This window comes from Actinoallomurus sp. NBC_01490, from assembly GCF_036227085.1.
Lineage (GTDB): Bacteria > Actinomycetota > Actinomycetes > Streptosporangiales > Streptosporangiaceae > Actinoallomurus > Actinoallomurus oryzae.
In genome coordinates this window covers 885096-906290 of record NZ_CP109433.1, presented here as the reverse complement: position 1 = coordinate 906290, position 21195 = coordinate 885096, and the positions used below count along the sequence as shown (strand labels likewise).

22 protein-coding genes are annotated in these 21195 nt (G+C 72.4%); 9 read left to right on the top strand and 13 right to left on the bottom strand.

The annotated features are described in order from the left end of the window. Positions 1-50 precede the first annotated feature (50 nt). Positions 51-647, top strand: a complete 597-nt coding sequence (locus tag OG417_RS04705; RefSeq protein ID WP_329250261.1) for an HD domain-containing protein — start codon at positions 51-53, stop codon at positions 645-647. Between the two features lie 2 nt (positions 648-649). Here OG417_RS04705 and OG417_RS04700 read toward each other — a convergent pair whose 3' ends face one another. The 4 genes from OG417_RS04700 to OG417_RS04685 all read right to left on the bottom strand — a co-directional run bounded on the left by OG417_RS04700 (position 650) and on the right by OG417_RS04685 (position 3694). Further along, complete coding sequence (locus tag OG417_RS04700; RefSeq protein ID WP_329250258.1) at positions 650-1048, bottom strand: hypothetical protein; 399 nt, start codon at positions 1046-1048, stop codon at positions 650-652. Positions 1049-1060: 12 nt separating this feature from the next. Beyond that, the gene (locus tag OG417_RS04695; RefSeq protein ID WP_329250255.1) at positions 1061-1861 is read right to left on the bottom strand and encodes a GNAT family N-acetyltransferase; all 801 of its coding nucleotides are present in this window, start codon (positions 1859-1861) and stop codon (positions 1061-1063) included. A 70-nt stretch (positions 1862-1931) separates the two neighbouring features. Further along, positions 1932-3032 (bottom strand): sensor histidine kinase, encoded by a 1101-nt coding sequence (locus tag OG417_RS04690; RefSeq protein WP_329250252.1) that lies wholly within the window; start codon positions 3030-3032, stop codon positions 1932-1934. Next, positions 3032-3694: a response regulator transcription factor gene (locus OG417_RS04685; protein WP_329250250.1), complete on the bottom strand. Its 663-nt coding sequence runs from the start codon at positions 3692-3694 to the stop codon at positions 3032-3034. Before OG417_RS04685 ends, OG417_RS04690 begins: the two co-directional genes overlap by 1 nt. A 188-nt stretch (positions 3695-3882) precedes the next feature. Between OG417_RS04685 and OG417_RS04680 the strand changes: the two genes are divergently transcribed. From OG417_RS04680 to OG417_RS04670, 3 genes are read left to right on the top strand one after another with little or no spacing between them, the layout of a single operon-like run. Beyond that, the gene (locus OG417_RS04680) at positions 3883-4821 is read left to right on the top strand and encodes an ABC transporter ATP-binding protein (protein WP_442875656.1); all 939 of its coding nucleotides are present in this window, start codon (positions 3883-3885) and stop codon (positions 4819-4821) included. After that, positions 4818-6368 carry an ABC transporter permease subunit gene (locus tag OG417_RS04675; protein WP_329250247.1) on the top strand — a complete coding sequence of 517 codons (1551 nt, stop codon included), beginning with the start codon at positions 4818-4820 and terminating at the stop codon, positions 6366-6368. The genes OG417_RS04680 and OG417_RS04675 overlap by 4 nt, the downstream gene beginning before the upstream one ends. After that, positions 6365-7135: an ABC transporter permease gene (locus OG417_RS04670; protein ID WP_329250244.1), complete on the top strand. Its 771-nt coding sequence runs from the start codon at positions 6365-6367 to the stop codon at positions 7133-7135. Before OG417_RS04675 ends, OG417_RS04670 begins: the two co-directional genes overlap by 4 nt. A gap of 40 nt (positions 7136-7175) precedes the next feature. On the opposite strand, the gene OG417_RS04665 is transcribed toward OG417_RS04670, so the two are convergent. Together OG417_RS04665 and OG417_RS04660 are read right to left on the bottom strand one after the other, a co-directional pair. Next, entirely contained in the window at positions 7176-8354 is a 1179-nt protein-coding gene (locus tag OG417_RS04665; RefSeq protein ID WP_329250241.1) for a M20 metallopeptidase family protein, read from the bottom strand. Next, the gene (locus tag OG417_RS04660; RefSeq protein WP_329250238.1) at positions 8354-9496 is read right to left on the bottom strand and encodes an amidohydrolase family protein; all 1143 of its coding nucleotides are present in this window, start codon (positions 9494-9496) and stop codon (positions 8354-8356) included. Before OG417_RS04660 ends, OG417_RS04665 begins: the two co-directional genes overlap by 1 nt. 222 nt (positions 9497-9718) lie before the next feature. Here OG417_RS04660 and OG417_RS04655 point away from each other — a divergent pair, with 222 nt between their 5' ends. After that, positions 9719-11074: a glutamine synthetase family protein gene (locus OG417_RS04655; protein ID WP_329250236.1), complete on the top strand. Its 1356-nt coding sequence runs from the start codon at positions 9719-9721 to the stop codon at positions 11072-11074. Positions 11075-11097: 23 nt separating this feature from the next. Then, entirely contained in the window at positions 11098-11541 is a 444-nt protein-coding gene (locus OG417_RS04650) for an RDD family protein (protein ID WP_329250234.1), read from the top strand. A gap of 7 nt (positions 11542-11548) precedes the next feature. Here OG417_RS04650 and OG417_RS04645 read toward each other — a convergent pair whose 3' ends face one another. Together OG417_RS04645 and OG417_RS04640 are read right to left on the bottom strand one after the other, a co-directional pair. Beyond that, positions 11549-12196 (bottom strand): response regulator transcription factor, encoded by a 648-nt coding sequence (locus tag OG417_RS04645; RefSeq protein WP_329250231.1) that lies wholly within the window; start codon positions 12194-12196, stop codon positions 11549-11551. Then, positions 12193-13413, bottom strand: a complete 1221-nt coding sequence (locus OG417_RS04640) for a sensor histidine kinase (protein WP_329250229.1) — start codon at positions 13411-13413, stop codon at positions 12193-12195. Before OG417_RS04640 ends, OG417_RS04645 begins: the two co-directional genes overlap by 4 nt. A gap of 178 nt (positions 13414-13591) precedes the next feature. Between OG417_RS04640 and OG417_RS04635 the strand changes: the two genes are divergently transcribed. Further along, entirely contained in the window at positions 13592-13849 is a 258-nt protein-coding gene (locus tag OG417_RS04635) for a hypothetical protein (protein ID WP_329250225.1), read from the top strand. Between the two features lie 30 nt (positions 13850-13879). Here OG417_RS04635 and OG417_RS04630 read toward each other — a convergent pair whose 3' ends face one another. Beyond that, a complete protein-coding gene (locus tag OG417_RS04630) occupies positions 13880-14635 on the bottom strand; it encodes an arylamine N-acetyltransferase family protein (protein WP_329250222.1) in 756 nt (251 codons plus the stop codon). Positions 14636-14809: 174 nt separating this feature from the next. Here OG417_RS04630 and OG417_RS04625 point away from each other — a divergent pair, with 174 nt between their 5' ends. Next, positions 14810-16186 carry an RNA-guided endonuclease InsQ/TnpB family protein gene (locus OG417_RS04625; protein ID WP_329262105.1) on the top strand — a complete coding sequence of 459 codons (1377 nt, stop codon included), beginning with the start codon at positions 14810-14812 and terminating at the stop codon, positions 16184-16186. 13 nt (positions 16187-16199) lie between these two features. Here OG417_RS04625 and OG417_RS04620 read toward each other — a convergent pair whose 3' ends face one another. After that, the gene (locus OG417_RS04620; RefSeq protein ID WP_329250219.1) at positions 16200-16913 is read right to left on the bottom strand and encodes a L,D-transpeptidase family protein; all 714 of its coding nucleotides are present in this window, start codon (positions 16911-16913) and stop codon (positions 16200-16202) included. A gap of 70 nt (positions 16914-16983) precedes the next feature. Here OG417_RS04620 and OG417_RS04615 point away from each other — a divergent pair, with 70 nt between their 5' ends. Next, positions 16984-17643, top strand: coding sequence for a DUF1707 SHOCT-like domain-containing protein (locus OG417_RS04615; protein WP_329250216.1), 660 nt, complete (start codon positions 16984-16986; stop codon positions 17641-17643). A gap of 48 nt (positions 17644-17691) precedes the next feature. Here the strand turns inward: OG417_RS04615 and OG417_RS04610 are convergent, their stop codons facing one another. The 3 genes from OG417_RS04610 to OG417_RS04600 form a co-directional block, all read right to left on the bottom strand. After that, entirely contained in the window at positions 17692-19362 is a 1671-nt protein-coding gene (locus OG417_RS04610; RefSeq protein ID WP_329250213.1) for an MFS transporter, read from the bottom strand. Between the two features lie 259 nt (positions 19363-19621). Beyond that, positions 19622-20602: a zinc-binding dehydrogenase gene (locus OG417_RS04605; protein ID WP_329250210.1), complete on the bottom strand. Its 981-nt coding sequence runs from the start codon at positions 20600-20602 to the stop codon at positions 19622-19624. 83 nt (positions 20603-20685) lie between these two features. Continuing rightward, positions 20686-21180, bottom strand: a complete 495-nt coding sequence (locus OG417_RS04600) for a DUF523 domain-containing protein (protein WP_329250207.1) — start codon at positions 21178-21180, stop codon at positions 20686-20688. Between the last annotated feature and the right edge of the window lie 15 nt (positions 21181-21195).

The following is a 21195-nucleotide window of genomic DNA, read 5'->3' as shown; positions in this document are numbered from 1 at the left end:
CTCTACGGCCGGGTTAACGCCGCCCGGCCGCTCGGTCGAAGGGGGCAGTCATGCAGGACGAGCTGGCGCAGTTGACGGGCTTCGTGTACGAGATCGGGCTGCTGAAGCGCTACAAGCGCACCGGTTGGCTCGTCGCGGGGGTCAGCGATCCCGAGAGCATCGCGGACCATTCGTTCCGCGCCGCGGCGCTCGCCTCGATCGTCGCCGTGCTGGAGGGGGCCGATCCGGAACGCGCCGCGCTGCTCAGCCTGTTCCACGACAGCCAGGAGACGCGGCTGACCGACATCCCCTATCTCGCCAAGGCGTACGTCAAGCGCGCGCCGAACGAGCAGGTCACGGCCGAGCAGACACGCGGCCTGCCGCCCGCGGTGGCCGACATGATCTGCGGCAGCGTCGCGGAGTACGAGGACAAGACGAGCCTGGAGGCGCGCTGCGCGCGGGACGCGGACAAGCTGGAGTGCCTGGTCCAGGCCATCGAGTACCGGGAACAGGGCAACCAGAACATCCAGCTCTGGATCGACAGCTCGCTCGCGGCGCTCCAGACGCCGTCCGGCAAGAAGCTGGCCGACGAGGTGCTGCGCACCCGCTCGCTCGACTGGCTCGACCGCTTCTTCAACGGCGACGACACCACGCCGCTCGGCGAGTAGGCCTATTCGGTCCAGAGGCAGTACATCCGGTGCCCGTTCCGCACCGCGTGCCGCGCGACGGGCGCCAGGCCCCGTACCGCGCCGATCTGCCACCCTGCGTCCGAAGACAAAGTGGCGACGTCCGCGGCGGCCAGGGCGCGGGTGAGCGTGTCGGTCACGCTCAGCACGCCGCACTCGGCGACTCCGACGTCCTCGTCGAACAGTTCGGCGACGTCGGCGCCGTGCCGGGGGTCCGCGTTGATCTCCGCCTCGGTACGGCCGGTCAAAAGCGACTCGAGGTCGGCGAGCGCAGCCGACCTCAGCCCCTCGGTGCGGAAGACCGGCGGTGGGCAGGCAACGGTGAGCATTGCGGCCGCGGCCGTGTCGTCCTCAGCGGTGAAGAATTCATACAGCAGGCTCATGGACACCTCCGGTCAGGCGAGAGAGGACGACAGTACGTCGGCGGACCTGAGCAGGTCCGGTCGGCTGGACATGTGCTGGTCGGCGTCCTCGATCCGCCAGCGGGCGTCCAGGAGGAGCGGCAGGGCGGGGTGCGGGCCGGGCAGGCAGAGACGGACGCGTGCGGCGGTGAAGGTGGCGAGCGCGGCGCGGAGCGTGGCCACCGGGTCGGCGCCGTCGGCCGTGACCAGATGGAACAGGCGGTCCGGCCCGGCGATCCCGGCGGCGGCGACCGCGTCCCCGTCCCGGACGAGCAGCCCGGTGGAGCCCGGCGTCGCCGCCCAGAAGGCGTAGTCGGCCGACCGGTCGCGCCCGTTCAGCTCCCGTTCGGCCGCGGCCGCCACGGCGACCGATACGGCCTCGGCCCGTACGCCTCCGCCCGCGGGGCCGTCGAAGGACGTCGTGCCCTCCAGGTAGAGCAGTGGCCAGCGCGGCACCATGCCGTATCGGACATAGAGCGACATGGCCCGTGGATCCCGCGAGGCGAACGTCGACCGCTCCCCGTCGGCGTCGAACGCGGCGTCCAGCAGGCGCCGCCCGGTGCCGCCGCCGTGCCGTGCCGGGTCCACGAACAGGTCGCACAGCAGCGTGAGCCCGCCGAGGTGCCGGACCGCGCAGTATCCCCCGACCGTCTCGTCCGTCGCCGCGACGAGGAACCGCCCGTGCGCGCGCAGGTGGGCGACGTAACGCGGATCGGCCCCGTCGCCGTCGTCGTTGGCCAGAGCGATCTCCGCGATCGCCCGCAGGTCACCGTCTGCCGCGCCCCGTACGTACATGGCGGCAGATTAGGACATGACACGCAGTCGCCCGGCGGGGTTGGGCCGAGGCGAGGGCGACGGGTCGGCCTCAGGGCGACTTCCGCTGTCGCGGGAAGCTCACGTCGACCGTGAGCCCTCCGTCCGTACGGGGGTGCGGCGAGAGTCCGGCGCCGTGTGCCTCGGCGATGGCCCGCACGATGGCGAGGCCGAGGCCGTGTCCGTCGTGGTGCACCCGCTCCGTGCCGGCTTGGAAGGGCTGGAAGAGGCGTTCGAGGTCCTGGTGGGGCACCGACGGGCCGGTGTTGCTGATCGTAAGGGTCGCTCGTTCCGTCGATGACGTGGTCGAGACGGTGACGTGCCCTCCGGCGAGGTTGTGGCGGACGGCGTTGTCGACGAGGTTCGCGACCAGGCTGGTGACCAGCCGGGGGTCACCGACCATCGGTGCCGGGTCGAGGCCGGCGTCGATGTGGATGCCACGGCGGTCCGCCGCGTTCCGGCGGCCCGAGAGGACGTCCTCGGTGATCTCGGCGAGGTCGACCGGCTCCCAGCGTTCGACTCCCCGCTCGCTGGTCGCGAGGGTGAGGAGGGCCTCGATGAGTCGTTCTTGCTGGTCTCCGAGTTGCAGGGCCTCTTCGCAGGCGGCCCGCAGGCTCTCGGTATCGGCGTCGGGGTCGGTGAGAGCGATCTGGAGGAGTGTGCGCTGGCCGGCGAGAGGGGTGCGCAGTTCGTGGGAGGCGTTGGCCACGAAGTGGTGCTGGGCTTCGAAGGAGGCCTGGAGCCGCCCGAAGAGATCGTTGAGGGTCTTGGTGAGGTCGGACAGCTCGTCGGCGGGGCCGGTGAGGTCGAGCCGTCGGTCCAGGTTGGTGGCGGAGATCTCCTGGGCGGTGGTGGTGATGGCGCGCAGGGGGCGGAGGAACCGGCCGGCGAGCCACCAGGCCCCGGCCACGGCGATGGCCACGGCGCTCAGGCCGATGACGGCGGGGGCGACGTCGAACGAGTGGCCGCCGGTCGCGGGGACGGTGGGGGTGCCGGCCGGGGCTCTCTGCTCGGTGTGGCCGTAGAGGAGATCGGTGGCCAGCAGCACCGCTGCCAGCAGGCCGAGAGCCAGGCCGGAGTAGAGCAGTGTGAGCTGCACCCGCAAGATGGGCCGGCGGCGCAGGAGGGACACGACGTTCCTGGATGGACGCATCACCGGTCTCCGATCCGGTAGCCGGCCTCGCGGACGGTGTGGATGAAGGGCGGGTCGCCGAGCTTGACCCGCAGCCGCCGGATGGTCGTCTTGACCGCGGTGGTGAAGGGGTCGGCCGCCTCGTCCCAGACCCGTTCGAGGATCTCTTCGGTGGAGATCACCCGGTCGCCCACGGTGAGGAGGCATTCGAGGACCGCGAACTCCTTCGGGCTCAGCTCCAGGCGCCGCCCGGCACGGAACGCGACCCGGCGACCGGAGTCGAGCGTGACGTCACCGGCGCGGAGTATCGGTGGGGTCGCCGACGCGGATCGCCGCCCGAGAGCGCGGACGCGGGCCACCAGTTCGGAGAAGTCGAACGGCTTGGGCAGGTAGTCGTCGGCACCGAACCCGAGGCCGTCGACGCGGTCCTTGACGGTGCCGGCGGCGGTGAGCATCAGTACGCGGCTGCCCGAGCGTTCCGCGACGATGTGCCGGCACACGTCGTCGCCGTGCACTCCGGGCAGGTCCCGGTCGAGGACCACGACGTCGTACCGGGTGACGGCCAGATGGTCGAGCGCGTCGCCGCCGTCGAGGACGACGTCGACCGCCATGCCCTCGCGGCGCAGGCCGGTTCCGATCGAGCGCGCCAGCACCTCGAAGTCCTCGACGACGAGCACTCTCACGACGGTTCTCCATTCGGCTTCCTACCGGCGGCGGCGAGGTCCGCTCCGGGGGCGGGGACCGTCGCCGCCTCTCACGATGACAGGCCGAAGGTGTCAGCGAGGTGTCAGCCGCCGACACCGGGCTGACACCTGCCGTGCCGTACAACCGGTGGCCGAGACCATCCCCACGACCAAGGACGGACGAGCACGTGAACGACGCAACGATCGAAGTCAGCGGCCTGCGTAAACGCTTCGGGCCGACCGTCGCCCTCGACGGAATGACCTTCACGGTCGCGCCCGGCACGGTGACCGGCTTCGTCGGCCCGAACGGTGCGGGCAAATCAACCACCATCCGGGTGATACTCGGCCTGGACGCCCCCGACGAGGGCCGCGCCCTGGTCGGCGGCAAGCCGTACGGGCAACTGTCGCACCCGCTGCGCCACGTCGGTGCGCTGGTCGACGCCGCCGCCCTGCAGCCCGGCCGCACCGGGCGGAACCATCTGCTGTGGCTGGCGCACTCCCAGGGCATGGCCGCCGGCCACGTCGACGCCGCGATCGAGCGCGTCGGCCTCGCCGGCGCGGCGCGTCGTAAGGCCGGCGGCTACTCGCTGGGCATGCGCCAACGCCTCGGCATCGCCGCGGCCATGCTCGGCGATCCCCCGGTGATCATCATGGACGAGCCGTTCAACGGCATGGACCCCGAGGGGATCATCTGGTTGCGCGGGCTGCTGCGCTCCCTCGCCGCGGAGGGACGCGCCATCCTCGTCTCCAGCCACCTGATGAGCGAGTTGCAGGACATCGCCGACCGTGTCGTGGTGGTCGGCCGCGGCCGGGTACTCGCCGACGCCGCCGTCGAGGACCTGGTCGCCCGCGCCTCGCGCGACCAGGTCCGGCTGCGCACATCGGCACCGGCCGACGCGGCCACGGCGCTGCGCCGGGCCGCGGCCACGGCGACCGTCACCGACGCCCACACCGTCACCGTGCTCGGGGTCGCGGCGCAACGCGTCGTGGAGATCCTGAACGGAGCGGGCGTGCCCTTCTCCGAGATCACCGCGCACCGGGCAACGCTCGAGGACGTCTACCTCCAGCTCACCAGCGGCGAGACCGAGTACCAGGCCGGCGCTTCGAACCGGGAGGCCCGACGATGACCACCACCACGTCGCACCGCACGACCACCAGAGGCCTGCGGCCGGTGCTCCGGGCGGAGTGGACCAAGTTCCGCACGGTCCGGGGCTGGCTGATCACCTTGGGCGTCACCGTCGTGCTGTGCGTGACGTTCACCTTCCTCGTCGCCAACGGCACCCACGCGGGCATCTGCACCGGCACCGGCTCGACCTGCCGGTCCGGCCATCCCTACGTGGCGACCGGACCGGACGGCGAAGCGGTCGCCGACAGCTACCAGTTCGTCGAACAGCCGCTCACCGACAACGGCACGATCACCGCTCAGGTCAGCTCACTCACCGGGCTGACCTCGACGATCCCGGTCGACGCCGCCCCCTCACTCGCCCATACCCGCCCCGGCCTGGCGGGCTGGGCCAAGGCCGGGATCCTCCTGCGACCGAGCACCGAGCAGGGCTCGCCCTATGCCGCGGTCATGGCGACCGGCGCCCACGGCGTCCGCTTCCAGGACGACTACACGCACGACCACGCCGGCCGGCCGGTCTCCGGCACGTCGGCACGCTGGCTGCGGCTGACCCGCACCGGTGAGACCGTCACCGGCTACGAGTCCACCGACGGCGCGACCTGGACCAGGATCGGCACCGCGCACCTGGCCGGGCTCCCCTCCACCGTGCACGTCGGGCTGTTCGTCACCTCACCGGCGTCGTTCGACCGTTCCGGTACCGGATTCCCCACCCAGGCCACCGCCACCTTCGACCACGTCACCGTCGACGGCTCCGGCATTCGCGGCGCCTGGCGCGCGCAGAGCGTCGGCGCTCAGGACTTCTACCCGAAACTGCCGGGCGCCGGCTACCACCGCGCCGGCGGCTCCTTCGTCCTGCTCGGCTCCGGTGACATCGCGCCCGCCGTCGTGCAAGGGCTCCTCGGCACCAACACCCCCTCCAGCACCATCCTGTTCGGGCTCATCGTCGGCCTGATCGCGATCATCGTGATCGCCTCGATGTTCATCACCGTCGAGTACCGCCGGGGACTGATCCGCACCACCTTCACCGCCACGCCCCGCCGGCATCGCGTGCTCGCGGCCAAGGCCGTCGTCATCGGCGCCGTCGCCTTCCTGATCGGAACACTCGCCGCCGCGGTCGCCGTCCCGCTGGGCGAGCACCTGCTCAGGGCGAACGGCGCCTACGTCTTCCCGGCCGGCGCCCTCACCATGACGCGCATCGTCGCGGGCGCCGGCGCGCTGGTCGCCGTCACCGCCGTCGCCGTGCTCGCCGTCGCCACCATCGTCAGGAAGAGCGCGGGTGCCATCGCGGCGAGCATCGTCGTGTTCGTCCTGCCGTACATCGTCGGCTCGTCGATGTCCGGCGGCGCCGAGGAATGGCTGTTCCGCCTCACCCCGGCCGCCGGCTTCTCCGTCCTGGGCGCCCTCCCCAGGTCCGCGCAGGTCGCCTACCCCTACACCATGGCGAACGGTTACTACCCGCTCTCCTGGTGGGCCGGCCTCGCCGTGCTGTGCGCCTACGCGGCCCTCGCACTCGGCATCGCCACCGTCGTGCTGCGCAGGAGAGACGCATGACCGATGCGCTGCGAGCCGAATGGACCAAACTCCGCACCTCGGCCGGCACCGTCTGGCTGCTCATCGGCACCGTCGCCCTGACCGTCGCGGTCAGCGCCGGCGTCGCCGCGGCCACCCACGTATCCTCCGACCGCGGCCAGGACCCCACAAAACTCGCCCTGACCGGCATCACCCTCGGCCAGGCGGTCATCGCGGTGCTCGCCGTGCTGGTCATCGCCGAGGAGTACGGCACCGGCATGATCCGCCTCACCCTCACCGCCACGCCACGCCGGCTGGTCGTCCTGGCCGCCAAGGCCGTCAACCTGGCCGGCCTGACCCTCCTCACCGGCTTGCTCACCGTCGCCGGCTGTCTGCTCGTCGGGCGGCTGATGCTCCCCGGCGCCGGCCTCGACCCCACCCACGGCTACGCGCTCGTCTCGATCAGCCACGGCCCGACCCTGCGCGCCGCCGTCGGCGGCGTCCTCTACCTCGTTCTCATCGCCCTGCTCGCCCTCGGCGTCGCCACCGCCATCCGCGACACCGCCGTCTCGATCGGAGCAGTGCTCGCCCTGATCTACCTGCCCCCGATCCTCGCCCAGACCGTCGCCGACCCACTGCGACGACACCTCCAACAGCTCGCCCCCATGACCGCCGGAATGGCCGGCCAAGCCACCACCGACCTCCGCTCCCTGCCCATCGGCCCCTGGACCGGCCTCGGCGTCCTCGCCGCGTGGGCGGCCGCCGCGCTCCTCATCGCCGGGTTCCTCCTCCGGCGGCGCGACGCCTGAACGCCACACGCGCCCCGACGCGCCGCAGAACGGCGACTCCTCAAGCGACGGCCGTCCGGATCGCGGCGAGGTAGCCCGCCAGCAGCGCGTCGGCGGTGCGGCCGACCATGTGGTCGGCCGGCAGGAAGCGCTCGGTGTGCAGGCCGGGCGCGTCGGTGGCGTCCGGCGGCGCCGTGCCGATGAACATCATCAGGCCCCGCGTCACGTCGCAGTAGTGAGAGAAGTCGTCCGCGCCGTACGAGCGGAAGCCCGCGTCGACGGTCACGCCGTCGTCGGTGAGGCGGCCGGCGGCGTCGGAGGCCAGGGCCGGGTCGTTGACCAGCACCGGCTCTCCGGGAAAGAAGCGCGCGTGACCCTCGCAGCCGTGCGCGGCGGCCGTGTGGGTGACGATCTCGGTGATCAGGGACGCCGCGACGGCGCGGTCGGAGTCGCGCATCACGCGTACGGTGCCGCGCGCCGACGCGGTCTCGGGCACGACGTTGGCGGCCGTGCCGCCGCCGATCCGGCCGACCGAGCAGACCGCGCCGAGGACCGGGTCGAACCGCCGGCTGGCCAGGTGCTGGAGGCTGACGACGATCTGGCAGAGGGCGAGCACCGGGTCACGGGCGACGTGCGGGTACCCGGCGTGGCCGCCGAGCCCGGTGACCGTCACCTCGAACTCGTCGGTGGCGGCGTTGACCGGCCCCGGGGTGACCGCGACGACTCCGTCGGCCAGGCGCGGCTGCACGTGGGCCGCCACCATCGCGCGTACGTCGTGGTCGGTCAGGACGCCGGAGCCGACGATGTCCTCGGCGCCCGAGGGCGAGGTCTCCTCGCGCGGTTGCAGGACCGCGAGGATCGGCACGTCCACGCCGATGCGCTCGGCGGCGCGGCAGATCGCGACCAGCGCGGCGAGGTGGACGTCGTGACCGCAGGCGTGCATGGCGTCGTTCGCCGACGCCCAGGACACGCCGGTGCGTTCGGTGACCGGCAGGGCGTCCAGCTCCGCCCGCAGGGCGACCGCCGGGCCCCGGCCCCCGATCCGTACGGCGCGCCCGGTGCCGGCGACGCGCTGTCCGGGTCCGGCGCCGAGCGCGCGTACGACCTCGGCGGCCGTGTCGGCCTCGTCGCCGGAGAGCCGCGGGTCGGCGTGCAGGCGGTGGCGCAGCGCGACCGCGGCCGGCAGCTCGTCGGCGACGGCCGCGCGCAGCTTGAGATGCAGTTCGTTCAGCTCGTCCATCAGCGCCGCTCCTCCAGCCCGTACACGCGGCGGGCGTTCTCGCCGCCGGCCAGCCGCGCGATCCGCTCCGCGTCCTCCTCCGTCCACACCCCGTCGTCCAGCCCGGATCTCAGGAAGTCCGAGAGTCCCCGGCGGAACAGCAGGGAGCCGAGGTGGTACAGCTCGGGCAGGCCGTAGGCGTCGGAGGAGAACAGGAACTTGCCGAACGGGGCGAGCTCCAGCAGCTCGGCGATCAGCGCCGGCGCCCGGTGCCCCACGCCGTGCGTGGCGAGCCCGACGTCGACGAAGACGTTCGGGAACACCTGCGCGAGGTACCCGGCGTGCCGGTGGAACGGATAGTTGTGCAGCAGCATGATCGGTGTGCCGGTGGGCTCGATCGCGCGCAGCAGGCCGGTGAGCAGCAGTGGGTCGCAGCGGTGCAGGTCGAGGTCCGCGTCGCCGTACCCGACGTGGAACTGGATCGGCAGCCGCAGGTCCACACCGCACCAGATCAGGAACGCCTGGAGCGTCGGGTCGGCGAGCCGTACCGGCGCCCCGGCCTCGATCGCGGCGAGCCAGCGTCCGGCCGCCGCCGCGACCTCGGCGTCTCCGGGGCGTTCGGCGGGCAGGTCGAGGCCGATCCGGTACGCCGCGACGGACTTCAGTCCGGCCGCCGAGGCGGCGCGCCCGGCCAGCCGTTCGCGGAACGCGTCGGCGAAGCCCTCCGCGCCCGGCCCGGCCGCCGCGACCTCCTCCGCCACCTGCTCCAGCCGGACGATCTCGTGCGCCGTCGCTCCCGCGAGGGCGCCCAGCTCGCCCGGCGTGAGAAGCGTGTCCATCGGGTAGCCGGTGTCGACGCAGAGGGCGTCCAGCCGCGCCTCGCGCAGAAAGCGCCGGTTCACCTCGGCGAATCCCAGGTCGGCGCGGCGCGCGAGGTAGTCGTCGGCGGGCGCGTGCGGCGGCAGGTCGAGCACCGGCGCGCACCAGCGGCGTACGGCGAACCCGATCTGGGAGTCGAAGAGCGTGCCGCCGAGCGGGCCGGGGGCCTCCGCCTCGGTGAGCAGGGACTCGAACGCGCTCCGGTCGAGGTCGCGGCCTGCCACGCCGTGGCAGTGGTGGTCGACGAGACGGAGGTTCTCTACACAGGGCAACGGCGAGGGCACTCGGTCACTCCTCCCTTCCCTCGAACGGATCACTGCCCGTCAGTTACCCGCATTTGGGCCGGATACGGCGTGCTCTCCCTCACGTCGGGGGAGTGAGTGACCAGACCCACGTGTCTTCCGGTTCATTCGCTCACGGGCTCGCGCGGCCTTGCCGGGAGGGCCATGACGCCGTAGAAGGTGGTACGTGCCGGGCAGCCCCCAGCGGACGGGAGAGGGAGCGTCATGGACCAGCAGGAGCGTGCGCGGCGGGCGGCGGTCGCGCGGCAGGCGGCCGGTGACCTGGCCGCGAGAGATGTCACCGGCATCGCGGTCACGTGGGTGGACACCACCGGCGTCACGCGGGTCAAGGCGGTGCCGCTCTCGCGTCTGGAGCACGCGGCGGCCTGGGGGATCGGCATGTCGCCCGTGTTCGACGCGTTCCTGATCGACGACTCGATCGCGAGCGGCCGGTTCGCGGGCGGGCCGGTGGGCGACCTGCGGCTGCACCCCGACCTGAACCGGCTCACCGCGCTCGCCGCCCTGCCCGGCTGGGCGTGGGCGCCCGCGGACCGCTACGACCAGGAGGGCGAGCCGCATTCGCTCGACGCGCGCGGCCTGGCCCGGCGCGAGGCCGAGCGCCTGGCCGCCGAGGACATGGCGGTCAAGGCCGCGTTCGAGGTCGAGTGGGCCGTCTCGCTCGGCGACGGCGACGACTTCACCCCCGCCTGCGCCGGTCCCGCGTACGGCATGACCCGGCTGACCGAGCAGTCGGACTACCTGCGCGACGTGGTCGAGTCGCTGTCGGCGTCCGGGGTCGCGGTGGAGCAGATCCACCCCGAGTACGCCGCGGGACAGTACGAGGTGTCGGTGGCGCCCGCCGACCCGGTCGCCGCGGCCGACACGTTCGTCCTGGTCCGCGAGACGATCCGGGCGGTCAGCCTGGCCCACGACCTGCGCGCGACGTTCTCCCCCAAGGTGCTCGCCGACGGCGTCGGCAACGGCGCGCACGTTCACCTGAGCCTGTGGCGCGAGGGCGTCAACCTCATGGCCGGCGGCGACGGCCGGTTCGGGCTGACGCGTGACGGCGAGGCCTTCGCGGCGGGCATCCTGTCGCGGCTGCCGGCCCTGCTGGCGATCGGTGCGCCGTCGGTCGCCAGCTACCTGCGGCTCGTGCCCTCCCACTGGGCCGGGGCGTACGCCTGCTGGGGGCTGGAGAACCGGGAGGCGGCGCTGCGGTTCGTCACCGGTGCGGTCGGCGACCGATCCCACGCGGCCAACCTGGAGGTGAAGTGCTTCGACGCGGCGGCCAACCCCTACCTCGTCATGGCGGCGCTCCTGGCCGCGGGCCGTACGGGACGGGCGGAGGGCGGCACGCTCCCCGAGCCGGTCGAGGTCGACCCGGTGTCCCTCGACGGCGTTCCGCCGCTGCCGTCGTCACTGGGCGCGGCGGTCGAGGCGTTCGAGACCGACGCCACACTGCGGGAGGCGCTGGGCGAGGCGGTGATCGACACCGTCGCGGTCGTACGCCGGGGCGAGATCGCGCTGTTCGACGGCCTGTCGCCGGAGGAGATCGCCGCGCGCACGCGGTGGAGGCACTGAACCGGCATGGCATGATGACGCGCGTGTCCGATCCGGCGGGAGTGATCCTCCGCAGGTACGCCCAGTTCGTCCTCGACCGGCTGGTCACGACGGTGCCGGCGGTCGTGGTGCTGGTGCTCGGCCTGCGCTGGACGCTGCACCTGCCCCGGGGCGATGACCGGATGACGCCCGCGTACCTCACGATGGCCGGCTTCCTCCTCGTCATCCTGGCCGGCAACTGGTTCATCGAGGTGTGGGTGCCGCACCGCTGGCTCGGCGGCACTCCGGGCATGCGCTGCCTCGGGCTGCGGGTCGTGACCGAGCGCGGAGAGACGCCCGGCCTGCGCGCGCATCTGATCCGCTGGGCCATGGTGATCGTGGACGGCTACTTCTTCGGCCTGGTGGGAGCACTCGCCATCGCGTTCAGCCCGCGTCACCAGCGGTTCGGCGACATGGTGGCGCGCACCCTCGTCGTACGCCGCGGCTGAGCACGAGTCATTCGACCAGGCGGCTCTCCCAGGCCCAGATGGCGACCTCGGTACGGTTGCGGACCCCGAGCTTGCGCTGGACGCCGTTCAGGTGCGTCTTGACCGTCGACAGCGAGATGACGAGCGCGTCGCTGATCTCGGCGTTGGTCATGCCGCGGGCGACGGCCCGGACGACCTCCCGCTCGCGGGCGGTCAGGGGTTCGGCGGGCCGGGCGGCGCCGGAGGCCGGCCGGGCGAACCGCGCCAGCAGACGCGTCGTGATCGAGGGGGAGACCATCGACTCTCCCTCCGACGCCGCGCGCACGGCCTCGACGAGGAGCCGTGGCCCGGCGTCCTTGAGCAGGAACCCGCACGCGCCCGCGCGCAGCGCCGAGTAGACGTTCTCGTCCTCGTCGTAGGTGGTGACGACCACCACGCGCATCGGGTCGGGCACCTCCGGGCCGGCCAGCAGGCGTGTGGCCTGGATGCCGTCGATGCGCGGCATCCGGATGTCCATGAGCGTCACGTCGGGACGCAGTTCGCGGGCCAGGCTCACCGCCGCCTCGCCGTCGGGCGCCTCGCCGACCACGTCGATGTCGGGTTCGGCGTCGAGGATCAGCCGGAACCCGGTGCGGACCATCGCCTGGTCGTCGGCGACGAGTACGCGGATGGTCATGAACGAGGCTCCTCGCGGTCGAGGGGGAGGCGTACGGTGATCCGCCATCGTCGCCCGGACTCCGCACCGGCGCGGAGTGTACCGCCGAGGGCGGTGACCCGTTCGCGCATGCCCACCAGCCCGTAGCCGGATCCCCCGCCGGACGGTTCGCCGGCGCCGTCGTTGACGACCTCCAGGTGGAGCACGTCGGCGACCGGGTCGTGCTGCACCCGCGCGGCCACGCGTACGTCCGTCGCGTCGGGCGCGTGCCGGCGGACGTTGGTCAGCGCCTCGAGCACCACCCGGTGGACCGTCGTGATCAGCGCGGGCGCGGGGTCGAGCCGGTCCAGGTCGCCGGGCAGCTCCGTGGCGACCCCGTCGTGACCGGCGGCGGCGTCGAGCACGGCCGCGCGGATGCCGGAGGCGGGCGGTGCGGGCTCGGGCGCGGTGTCCTCCCGGAGCATGCCGACGAGCCGCCGCATCGCGGTCAGGGCGTTCGACCCGGCCTCCTCGATCTCGCGGAAGACGTCGTCGTCCGGCTCGGCCGACCGGCCGGCGAGCACGCGCGCGGCCTGGGCTCGTACGACGATGCCGGTGACGTGGTACGCGACGAAGTCGTGCAACTCGCGGGCCATGCGCAGCCGTTCGGTCGTACGCGCCTCGGCGAGGGCCGCCCGGCGGCGGTCGTCGGCGTCGCGCAGGATCAGGCCGACGGCCAGCGAGCCGCCCCACAGCAGCGCGGCGGGTACGGCGATCAGCGCGGTGGGCGAGCCGACGCCGTACCGCAGCACCGGTGCCGCGGTCATCGCGACGCCGCCGCAGACGGCGAGGCCCGCGGCCGCCCGGCGGCCGATCCGCCGGCACCCGGCACCGATGAGCAGGGCGACCGCGAGCGTCTCGGTGACACCCGGCGCCGTCGCGGAGGGGTGTGCCAGGACGGCGATCGCGGTGTCCAGCAGGCTGACGGCGATTACACCGCCGGCGAGCGGCCCGATCCAGTCGGTGAAGCGACGGCGCAACACCGCCAGCACGGCCGCCACCGGCCCGAACCCGGTCGCCGTCGCGGTGGCCAGCCCGGCCGCGAGACCGCCTGCCCCGGGGGCACCGGCGATGGCCGCCACGCTGTCGGCCGCCACGCACAGCACCAGGGCGGTGACCTCGGCGACGAGCGGGCCACGGCGGATGACGGTCCCGCCCGTTCGCGGCGGTGAGCCGCCCTCAGATCGCGCACCGGTCATGCCATCGAGGATGCCGTCTCTCCCCCGGTACCCGGATCGACCGCGGGTTCGAATCGGGTCGGCCGAAAGTCGGAGGGGACGGTGCCAAGACCGAACCCGCGACCGAGGCGGGCCGCAGCGGTCCCCGGGCAGCATTCGAAGCGACCGGACGGGAACGCAGACAGAGAAGGTGGTTCCGATGATGTCCCAGGAGAGGGAGCCCTGGCCCGCCGACGACCCGTGGTACCGGTTCACGCCGAGGAACCTCGCCACCGGTTACCTGAGCCTGTTCGCCTCGCTGGCCTGTCTGGGCTGGAGCGTCATGAGCCTGCTCGACCACGACACCGGCACCCGGCAAACGATCTTCTTCGCGATCTTCGGAGTGGTCGCGGTGATCTGGCTGGTGCGCACCACGAACGGACTCAAGGTGCTCCTGCGCCGCCGCTCCGGCCGGTGAGGAGCCGGGCGTGAGGAGCCGGGCGGCCGCTCAGGCGACTTCCGGGACGCGGTCCAGTTCGACGCCGAAGCAGGATCGGTAGGCGGCGAGCACCTCGTCGTCGTCGGTGAGCTTCCGCTCGTCGCGCTCGCCGCCGCTCGTACGGATGAGGGTGCGTCCGCTCAGGGTCACGCGGCCCGACTCGGTGAGCATCGAGCAGACGAGCGAGCGGGTGAAGTGCGACTTCGGCGAGGTGCGGTGCCACCAGCAGCCGACCTCGAAGTCGCCGAGCGCGCGCGGCCGGGTCTCCAGGCGGTACTCCGGCCGGCCGTCCTTGATGACGTCGAGGTCGCCCTCGGGCGTCTCGGCGACCCTGAAGACGCCGCCGGGGTCGTGCTGGTCGCCACGCGTGTCCAGCCGCAGTGGATGGTGCGCGTGGTCGCCGAAGCCGACGTCGGCGAGCCACGGCCCGACCCGCAGGGCCAGATGGTCGTACGGCGTGCCGAGCCGGTCGCCGTCGAACACGCGGGCCGCGAGGAGCTCGGCCTCGAAGCCGAGCGCGGCGAGCAGCGTCGCGAACGCCCCGCCCAGCTCGTAGCAGAAGCCCCCGCGCCGGCGGCCGACGACCTTGGCGACGAGTGCCTCGGGCTCCAGGACGATGTCCTCGCCGAGATGGATGCTCAGGTTCTCGAAGGGCACCGCGCGCAGATGCCGGACGTGCAGGTCACGCAGCGCCTCACCATCGGGCCGGGCCGGGCGATCGGCCCTGATCCGGTCGAGGTAGGCGTCCACCCAGGAGTCGGTCATAACGCCATCTCCCCACATCGAAGGACGAGAGCGCCATCGGACGTGAGTCCTAGTCCGTGTCATGCAACGTTCGCCCTGCGGCAGGGCTGGTTGTGGGGCGGGCGCGTTTTGTCGTAGGCGCGTGGTGTAGTCGTCTGGTGGGCTGAACGTCGTCATGGTGGGTGTCGGGTGGTGATGCGGACCGCCCGGGTCGGTCTGCGGTTGTCCGCGGGGCAGCGGCGCCGGTGTTTCGGGCTGTTGGTCGCTGCCGGGGATGTGTGGGCGTGTGTGCTGGATATGAACCGGTGGCGGCGTCACCGTGGGCTGCCGGGGATTGTGAACTTTCAGGCGTTGTGCCGGGAGGTTCACAAGGCCGGGCCGGGTGTGTTCGGGGAGTTGGCGTCGATCTGCGCCGAAGGGGTGCTGCGCCGCTACTGCGATGCCTGGTTCGCCACGGCGAAACGCCGTAACCGCGGTGAGGATGCGGCCCGGTTCCCGCGCCGTAAACGCCGGTTGATGCCTGTACGGTTCCGGCGCAAGGCGTTCACCTTGGCCGGTCGCCGGTTGCGGCTGGCCACCGCCCAAGGGTGCGATCCGTTGTGGGTGCGGCTGGATCGCCCGGTGCCCTACCCGGCGGAGCAGGTGCGGTCGGTGACGCTGGTCAGTGATGGGGACCGGTTGTTCGTCGAGGTGACCGCCGAGGTAGCGGTGGCGACCTATCCGCCGGGCCGGAAGCCGGATCGAGGGCGTGTGGCGGGGGTGATCCATCCGTTCGCGGTGGCGGGCCCGGACGGGGAGGGGTTGGTGGTGTCGGGGCGGGCGATTCGCGCTGAGTCCCACCTGCATCTCAAAGACGTCAAACAGCGGCGCCGGGCGATGGCGCGCCGCGCACCGAAGCCGGGGCAGGTCGGGTCGCGGCGGTGGCGTAAGTACCGGGCCCGGCAACGCAAGCGTGAGAACCGGCACAAGCGGCGGGTGCGTCAGGCTCAGCATGAGGCCGCCAAGACCGTTGTGGAGTGGGCGGTCGCGCGCCGGGTCGGCACGTTGAAGGTCGGGGACCCGCGCGGCGTGCTTTCGTTGACGGCCGGGCGGCGGCACAACGGGCGGGTCCGTGACTGGCGGATCGGCTATCTGCTCGGCTGTCTGAAAGACAAGGCCGAGCAGGCCGGGATCAGGTTCGAACTGGTCGATGAGCGAGGAACCTCTTCCACCTGCCCGGCCTGCCGGCGGCGGGTCCCCAAACCCGGCAACCGGACCTTCACCTGCATCCGGTGTGGGTTCAGCGGGCACCGCGACCTGGTCGGCGGCGCCAACATCGCCCGACGTACGAGTGCGGGCGGCACCATCACCACCGACACGATGTTCCCGGTGGTGATCATGCACCGTCGAGCCGGACGGCACCTCCCCGGTGCCGGCCGGTCCCGGCGTGACCCCAGACGACGCCCCCATCACGGCGCCGCCAAAGGGTCCACCGGCCGGCCGTGGCCCGCCCCACCGGACGTGGGGACGTCGCTCGCCCAACACGCGAGGATCAGCCGACTCCACCTCACCCACGAGGCGAACGTTGACTGACACGGCACTAGACCTAACCGCGGAACAGCTCCGACCGCGGGCCCATGATGATCCGGTCGCCGGGCGCGAGGGTGCGCATGATGCCGCGCAGGCGGGACTCGTCGATCGCGATGCAGCCCGCGGTCGGGGCCTTGCCGCCGACGTGGAAGAAGATGGCCGAACCGCGTCCGGGGACCGGCTTGGGCCGGTTGTAGTCGATGACGGCCGCCTGCCGGTACGACCCGAGTTGCATGATGGCGGACAGGTTCTCGTCCGCCGGGTGGCAGGTGCCCGAGTAGTAGCCGTTGTAGTGGCTCTCCCCGGGCGTGGCGCCCCAGCAGTCGCCGGACTCGCGCAGCGTGCGGTACGGCAGCCGGGTGCCGGGGTTGCCCATGCCGAACGCCTCGGTGAACGTGAAGGAGCCGGTCGGGCTCTTGCCGTCGCCCTCGCGCTTCTGGCCGGGCCGGGCGAAACCGTTCGCGCCCGCGCGCCCCTCCGTCTCGGTGAGCTTCGTCCACGAACGCCCCTTCTTGGCGCATTCGGTGACGACGACGTAATTCGAGGCGTAACCGGACGAGACCGCCAGGACCAGGTGCTGGGCGCTGCCGGTGGGGTACCGCAGCTTGCCCTGGGAGATCGCCGAGCACGGGTCGAACGGCGCGGCGGCGGCCGGGGGGCCCAGAGCCGTGAGCGCCGCCAGCGCGGTGCCCCCGGCCAGCGCGAGCGACGCCAACGTCCTGTAGTTCACCGCTCCTCCAAAACGCGCGCCGTTGCGAACGGGGGTACGCACTCGCGATCCGGCGCTTTAGTCTGTCTGCATGATGAATCTTCCTGAGCGGCGCGAGATGCGCATCTCCGACGCCGATCGGGACGACGTCGCCGCGATCCTCCGCGAGGCCGCCGGGGAAGGCCGCCTTGACCTGGAAGAACTCGACGAACGACTCAGCGCAGTGTACGCCGCGAAGACGTATGGTGACCTCGAGCCCATCACTCGTGACCTGCCGTCGGAGTCGCATCCCGCTTCCGCGCCGCGGGTCCCGGCCCGTGACCGGTTCGGCGGCACGCCGACGTCGACGATGGGCATCGCCATCCTCGGCGGCTTCGAGCGCAAGGGCGGATGGGTGGCGCCCGAGACGTTCAACGCCGTGGCATTCTGCGGCGGTGGGGTGGTAGACCTGCGCGAGGCGCGCTTCTCCGGTCCGCAGATCACGGTCCGTGCATACGCGGTGATGGGCGGTGTGCAGATCCTCGTGCCGGAGGACGCCGAGGTGCACGTCGGCGGCCTCGGCATCATGGGCGGCTTCGACACACGTGCGACCGGCCCCGGCGCACCGGGCGCGCCAAGGATCGTCGTCACCGGCGTGGCCTTCTGGGGCGGCGTCAGCGTCGAACGCAAGGCGACGGACGCGGAACTCAAACGCCGCAGGCTCGAACGCAAGCAGCAAAAGCGGGAAGAGCACCGGCGACTCGAAAAGTGAGACGGCCCCCTCTCATCAGTTGAGAGAGAGCCGTCCCTCTGCGGCTGGTCACTCCTCCGGCCGGGCGCGCAGGGGCAGGAGGAACGCCGCGCCGAACGTCAGTGCCAGCAGGCCGGCCTCGATCCACAGCGTGAGGTTCATCGCCTCGCTGAAGCCGCGCTTGGCCGACCGCTCGGCGGCGCGCACCGCCGCCAGCCGTACGGGTGCCTCGGCGGTGCGCAGGTCGCCCTCCAGCCGCACGCACGAGGGCGGTACCTCCTCCTGGTCCTTGGCGGTGGCGCGGTCGTGACCGCAGGTGCGCAACTCGGTGACCAGGTGGTCGCGTGCCGGTCCCTGGACGCCGGCCGCGGCGAGGGCACGAGGCGCGACCTTGTCGGTGGCGCTCGCGACGTGGCCGCCGAGGAAGCCGAAGAACAGCGTGCCGAGCACCGCGACGCCCAGCGCGCTGCCGAGCTGCTGTACGGCGGTGAGCGTGCCGGAGGCCGAGCCGGTCTCGTGTGTCTCCACCCCGGCGAGGACGATGTCGAAGAAGGGCGCCATCAGCACGCCCATGCCCAGGCCGGTCAGCGCGAGCGAGGGGATCAGCTGCCAGGGCGTCACGTCGATGCCGGCCAGGTGCAGCGTGACGATGACGGTCCCGACCCCGACGACCATGACGACGATGCCGGCGTGGATGACCGTACGGCCGAACTTCTGGACGGCCTGGGCGACGCCGAACCCGCCGATCATGCCGACCGAGAGCGGCACGCCCGCGAGGCCCGCCTTGAGCGGTGAGTAGCCGAGGCCGAGCTGGGCGAAGAGGCTGAAGGCCAGCGAGAACCCGGACATTCCAGCGAAGAAGACGATGCCGACGATGAGGCCACCGGTGAAGCCGCGCTTGCGGAACAGACCGGGCTCGACCAGCGGGTCACCGCCCATACGACGCTTGCGCGCCTCGTACCAGCCGAAGAATCCGAAGAGGGCGACCGCGACGGCCATCGAGACGAAGGTCCACGCGGGCCAGCCGAGCTCGCGCCCCTGGACCAGCGGGTAGACGATCAGAAGTGAGGCGAATCCGGCCAGCACCACGCCGACCAGGTCCAGTCGCGGCGGTCGCGCCGCCCGCGACTCCGGCAGGAACCGCAGGCCGCCGAGCAGCGCGAGCAGCCCGAGCGGCAGGTTGATCAGGAAGATCATGCGCCAGCCCGTGCCGAAGTAGTCGGCGTCGATCAGCCAGCCGGCCAGCACCGGACCGCCGACCGAGGACAGGCCCATGACCGGCCCGAACATGCCGAACGCCGTCCCCATCTCCTGCTCGGAGAACATCTCCTTGATCAGTCCCAGGCCCTGGGGAAGCATCACGGCGCCGAAGAGCCCCTGTATTCCTCGGCACGTGATCAGCATCTCGGGCGACTGCGACACCGCGCAGAGGAGCGAACCCGCGGTGAAGCCGAGGGCGCCGATCAGGAACATCCGCCGGCGGCCGACGATGTCGCCCAGCCGACCGCCGGTGATCAGGCCCACCGCCATGGCCAGCGTGTACGCGGCGCCGAGCCACTGGATCGTGCTCGCGCCACCGCCGATGTCGGCCCGGATGGACGGAGCCGCGATATTCGTGATCAGGGCGTCGAGCAGGTCCATGACCTCGGCGGCCAGCAGGACGAACAACGCGATCCAGCGCGCGGGATACGGCTTGCGCGCCGCTTCGGGCCCCGCCAGGGGCTCGGTCGACGTGGCCATGGGTCTCCTCCGATGCAACGAACAATGCTCCGTCGTTGAACTACGCGCCGTTGAACTACGATCGTTCAAAGAACGCCGTTCGTACGTAGACACGGCGTTCGGCCGGGAGCAGGGCAGAATGTCTCGTTCGCAGAGAAGATATATCGCGTTCGCCGCAACGGTCAAGACATATCGCGTGCCGTGACCGACTCGGGCCACGAATCGCGACGCCAACTCGTACGGTTCGGCCCCCGCCCACAGGCGCCGTCGGGCCGCCTGGTCAGGGCAGCAGTAGCGTCCGTCCGACGACGTCGCGGGCCTCGATCGCGGCGTGGGCGTCGGCGGCGCGTTCCAGCGCGAAGGTCTGGCCGATGACCGGCCGCATCCGGCCCTCCGCCGCCCCGGCCAGCGCCCGGGCGAGCACCTGCCGCATCTCCTCCGGGGTGAGCTGGAGATCGCCGATGCCGCTCACGGTGATGTCGCGTTTCTCCGCCTCCGCGGGGTCGAGCACGGCGAACCCGCCGGAAGGCGCCCCGTGGGCCGAGAACCGGCCACCGCGTGCGGTCACCTCGAACGCCGCCCGTCCGATCGCGCCGCCCGCACCGTCGAAGACCACGTCGGCTCCCGCACCGCCGGTCGCCTCGCGCACCCGGTCCGTCCAGCCCGGCTCGGAGTAGTCCACCACGACGTCCGCACCCTGGTCGTCGACCAGATCGAGCTTCCGCCCGCCGCGAGCGGCCCCGATGACACGCGCGCCGGCCGCGTGCGCGAGCTGGACCAGCAGCAGGCCCATACCGCCGCCCGCCGCCGTGACCAGCGCCCACTCACCGGCTTGCACGCCGACCACGTCGAGGAGGTGCAGCGCGGTGACGCCGTCGTGCAGCAGCGCCGCCGCGTCGCGCAGCTCCAGCCCGTCGGGCACCGGAACCAGCTCGGCGGCCTCGACCACCGCCCGCTCGGCGTACCCGCCGCGCCCGCCCCGCTCGCCCGTGTAGGCGGCCACCCGCCGGCCGACCCAGCCCCGGTCCACGCCGTCGCCGACGTCGGCGACCTCGCCCGTCACGCCGTGCCCGGGGACGTACGGCAGGACCACGCTGAAGTACTCGCCCATGGCTCCCGACCGGATCTGCGTCTCGACGAACCCGACGTCCGCCGCGGCCACCCGGACCACCGCCTGCCCCGGCCCGGCCACCGGGTCCGGCGCGTCGGCCGGCACCAGCACCTCGGGCCCGCCGAAACGCTCCACCTGAATCACTCGCATGATCACCACTCCCCCTCGTTGACGTGGGAAGCAGTGTTCAACCTCAACCTTGGTCGAGGTCAACTGCCCGAGAACGTACGAGGTCAGCCTTGTTCGAGCTCGGCCAGCCGGGCGGCGGCGTCTCCCAGGGCGTCCTCGGCGAAGACGGCGATACCGTGCCGTTCGAGCAGGGCGGTCGTGACGCCCTCGCCGGGGATCTTGCGCCCGGCGAACGACCCGTCGTGGATGCGGGCGCTGCCGCAGGAGGGACTGCCCTCCTTGAGGATCGCGAGCCGGATCCCGTACGACCGCGCGCGTTCGAGGGCCTGCCGGGCACCGAGGACGAAGTGGCGGGTGACGTCGGTGCCGTCCGGCGTGAGGATCGCGGCACGGCCGTCGAGGACGTCCGCACCGGACCCACCGCTGATCTCGGCCGGCGGACGCGGCACCGGCAACCCACCGCGCACCTCGGGGCAGAACGGCACGAGCCGCCCTTCCCGCCGCCAGCGTTCGAACAGCGCGTCATCGCTGCGCCTGCCGGTGCCGTCGAAGCGCACCGGCTGACCCAGCAGGCAGGCACTGACCAGGATCCGCTCCATCAAGCTCCACAGTAG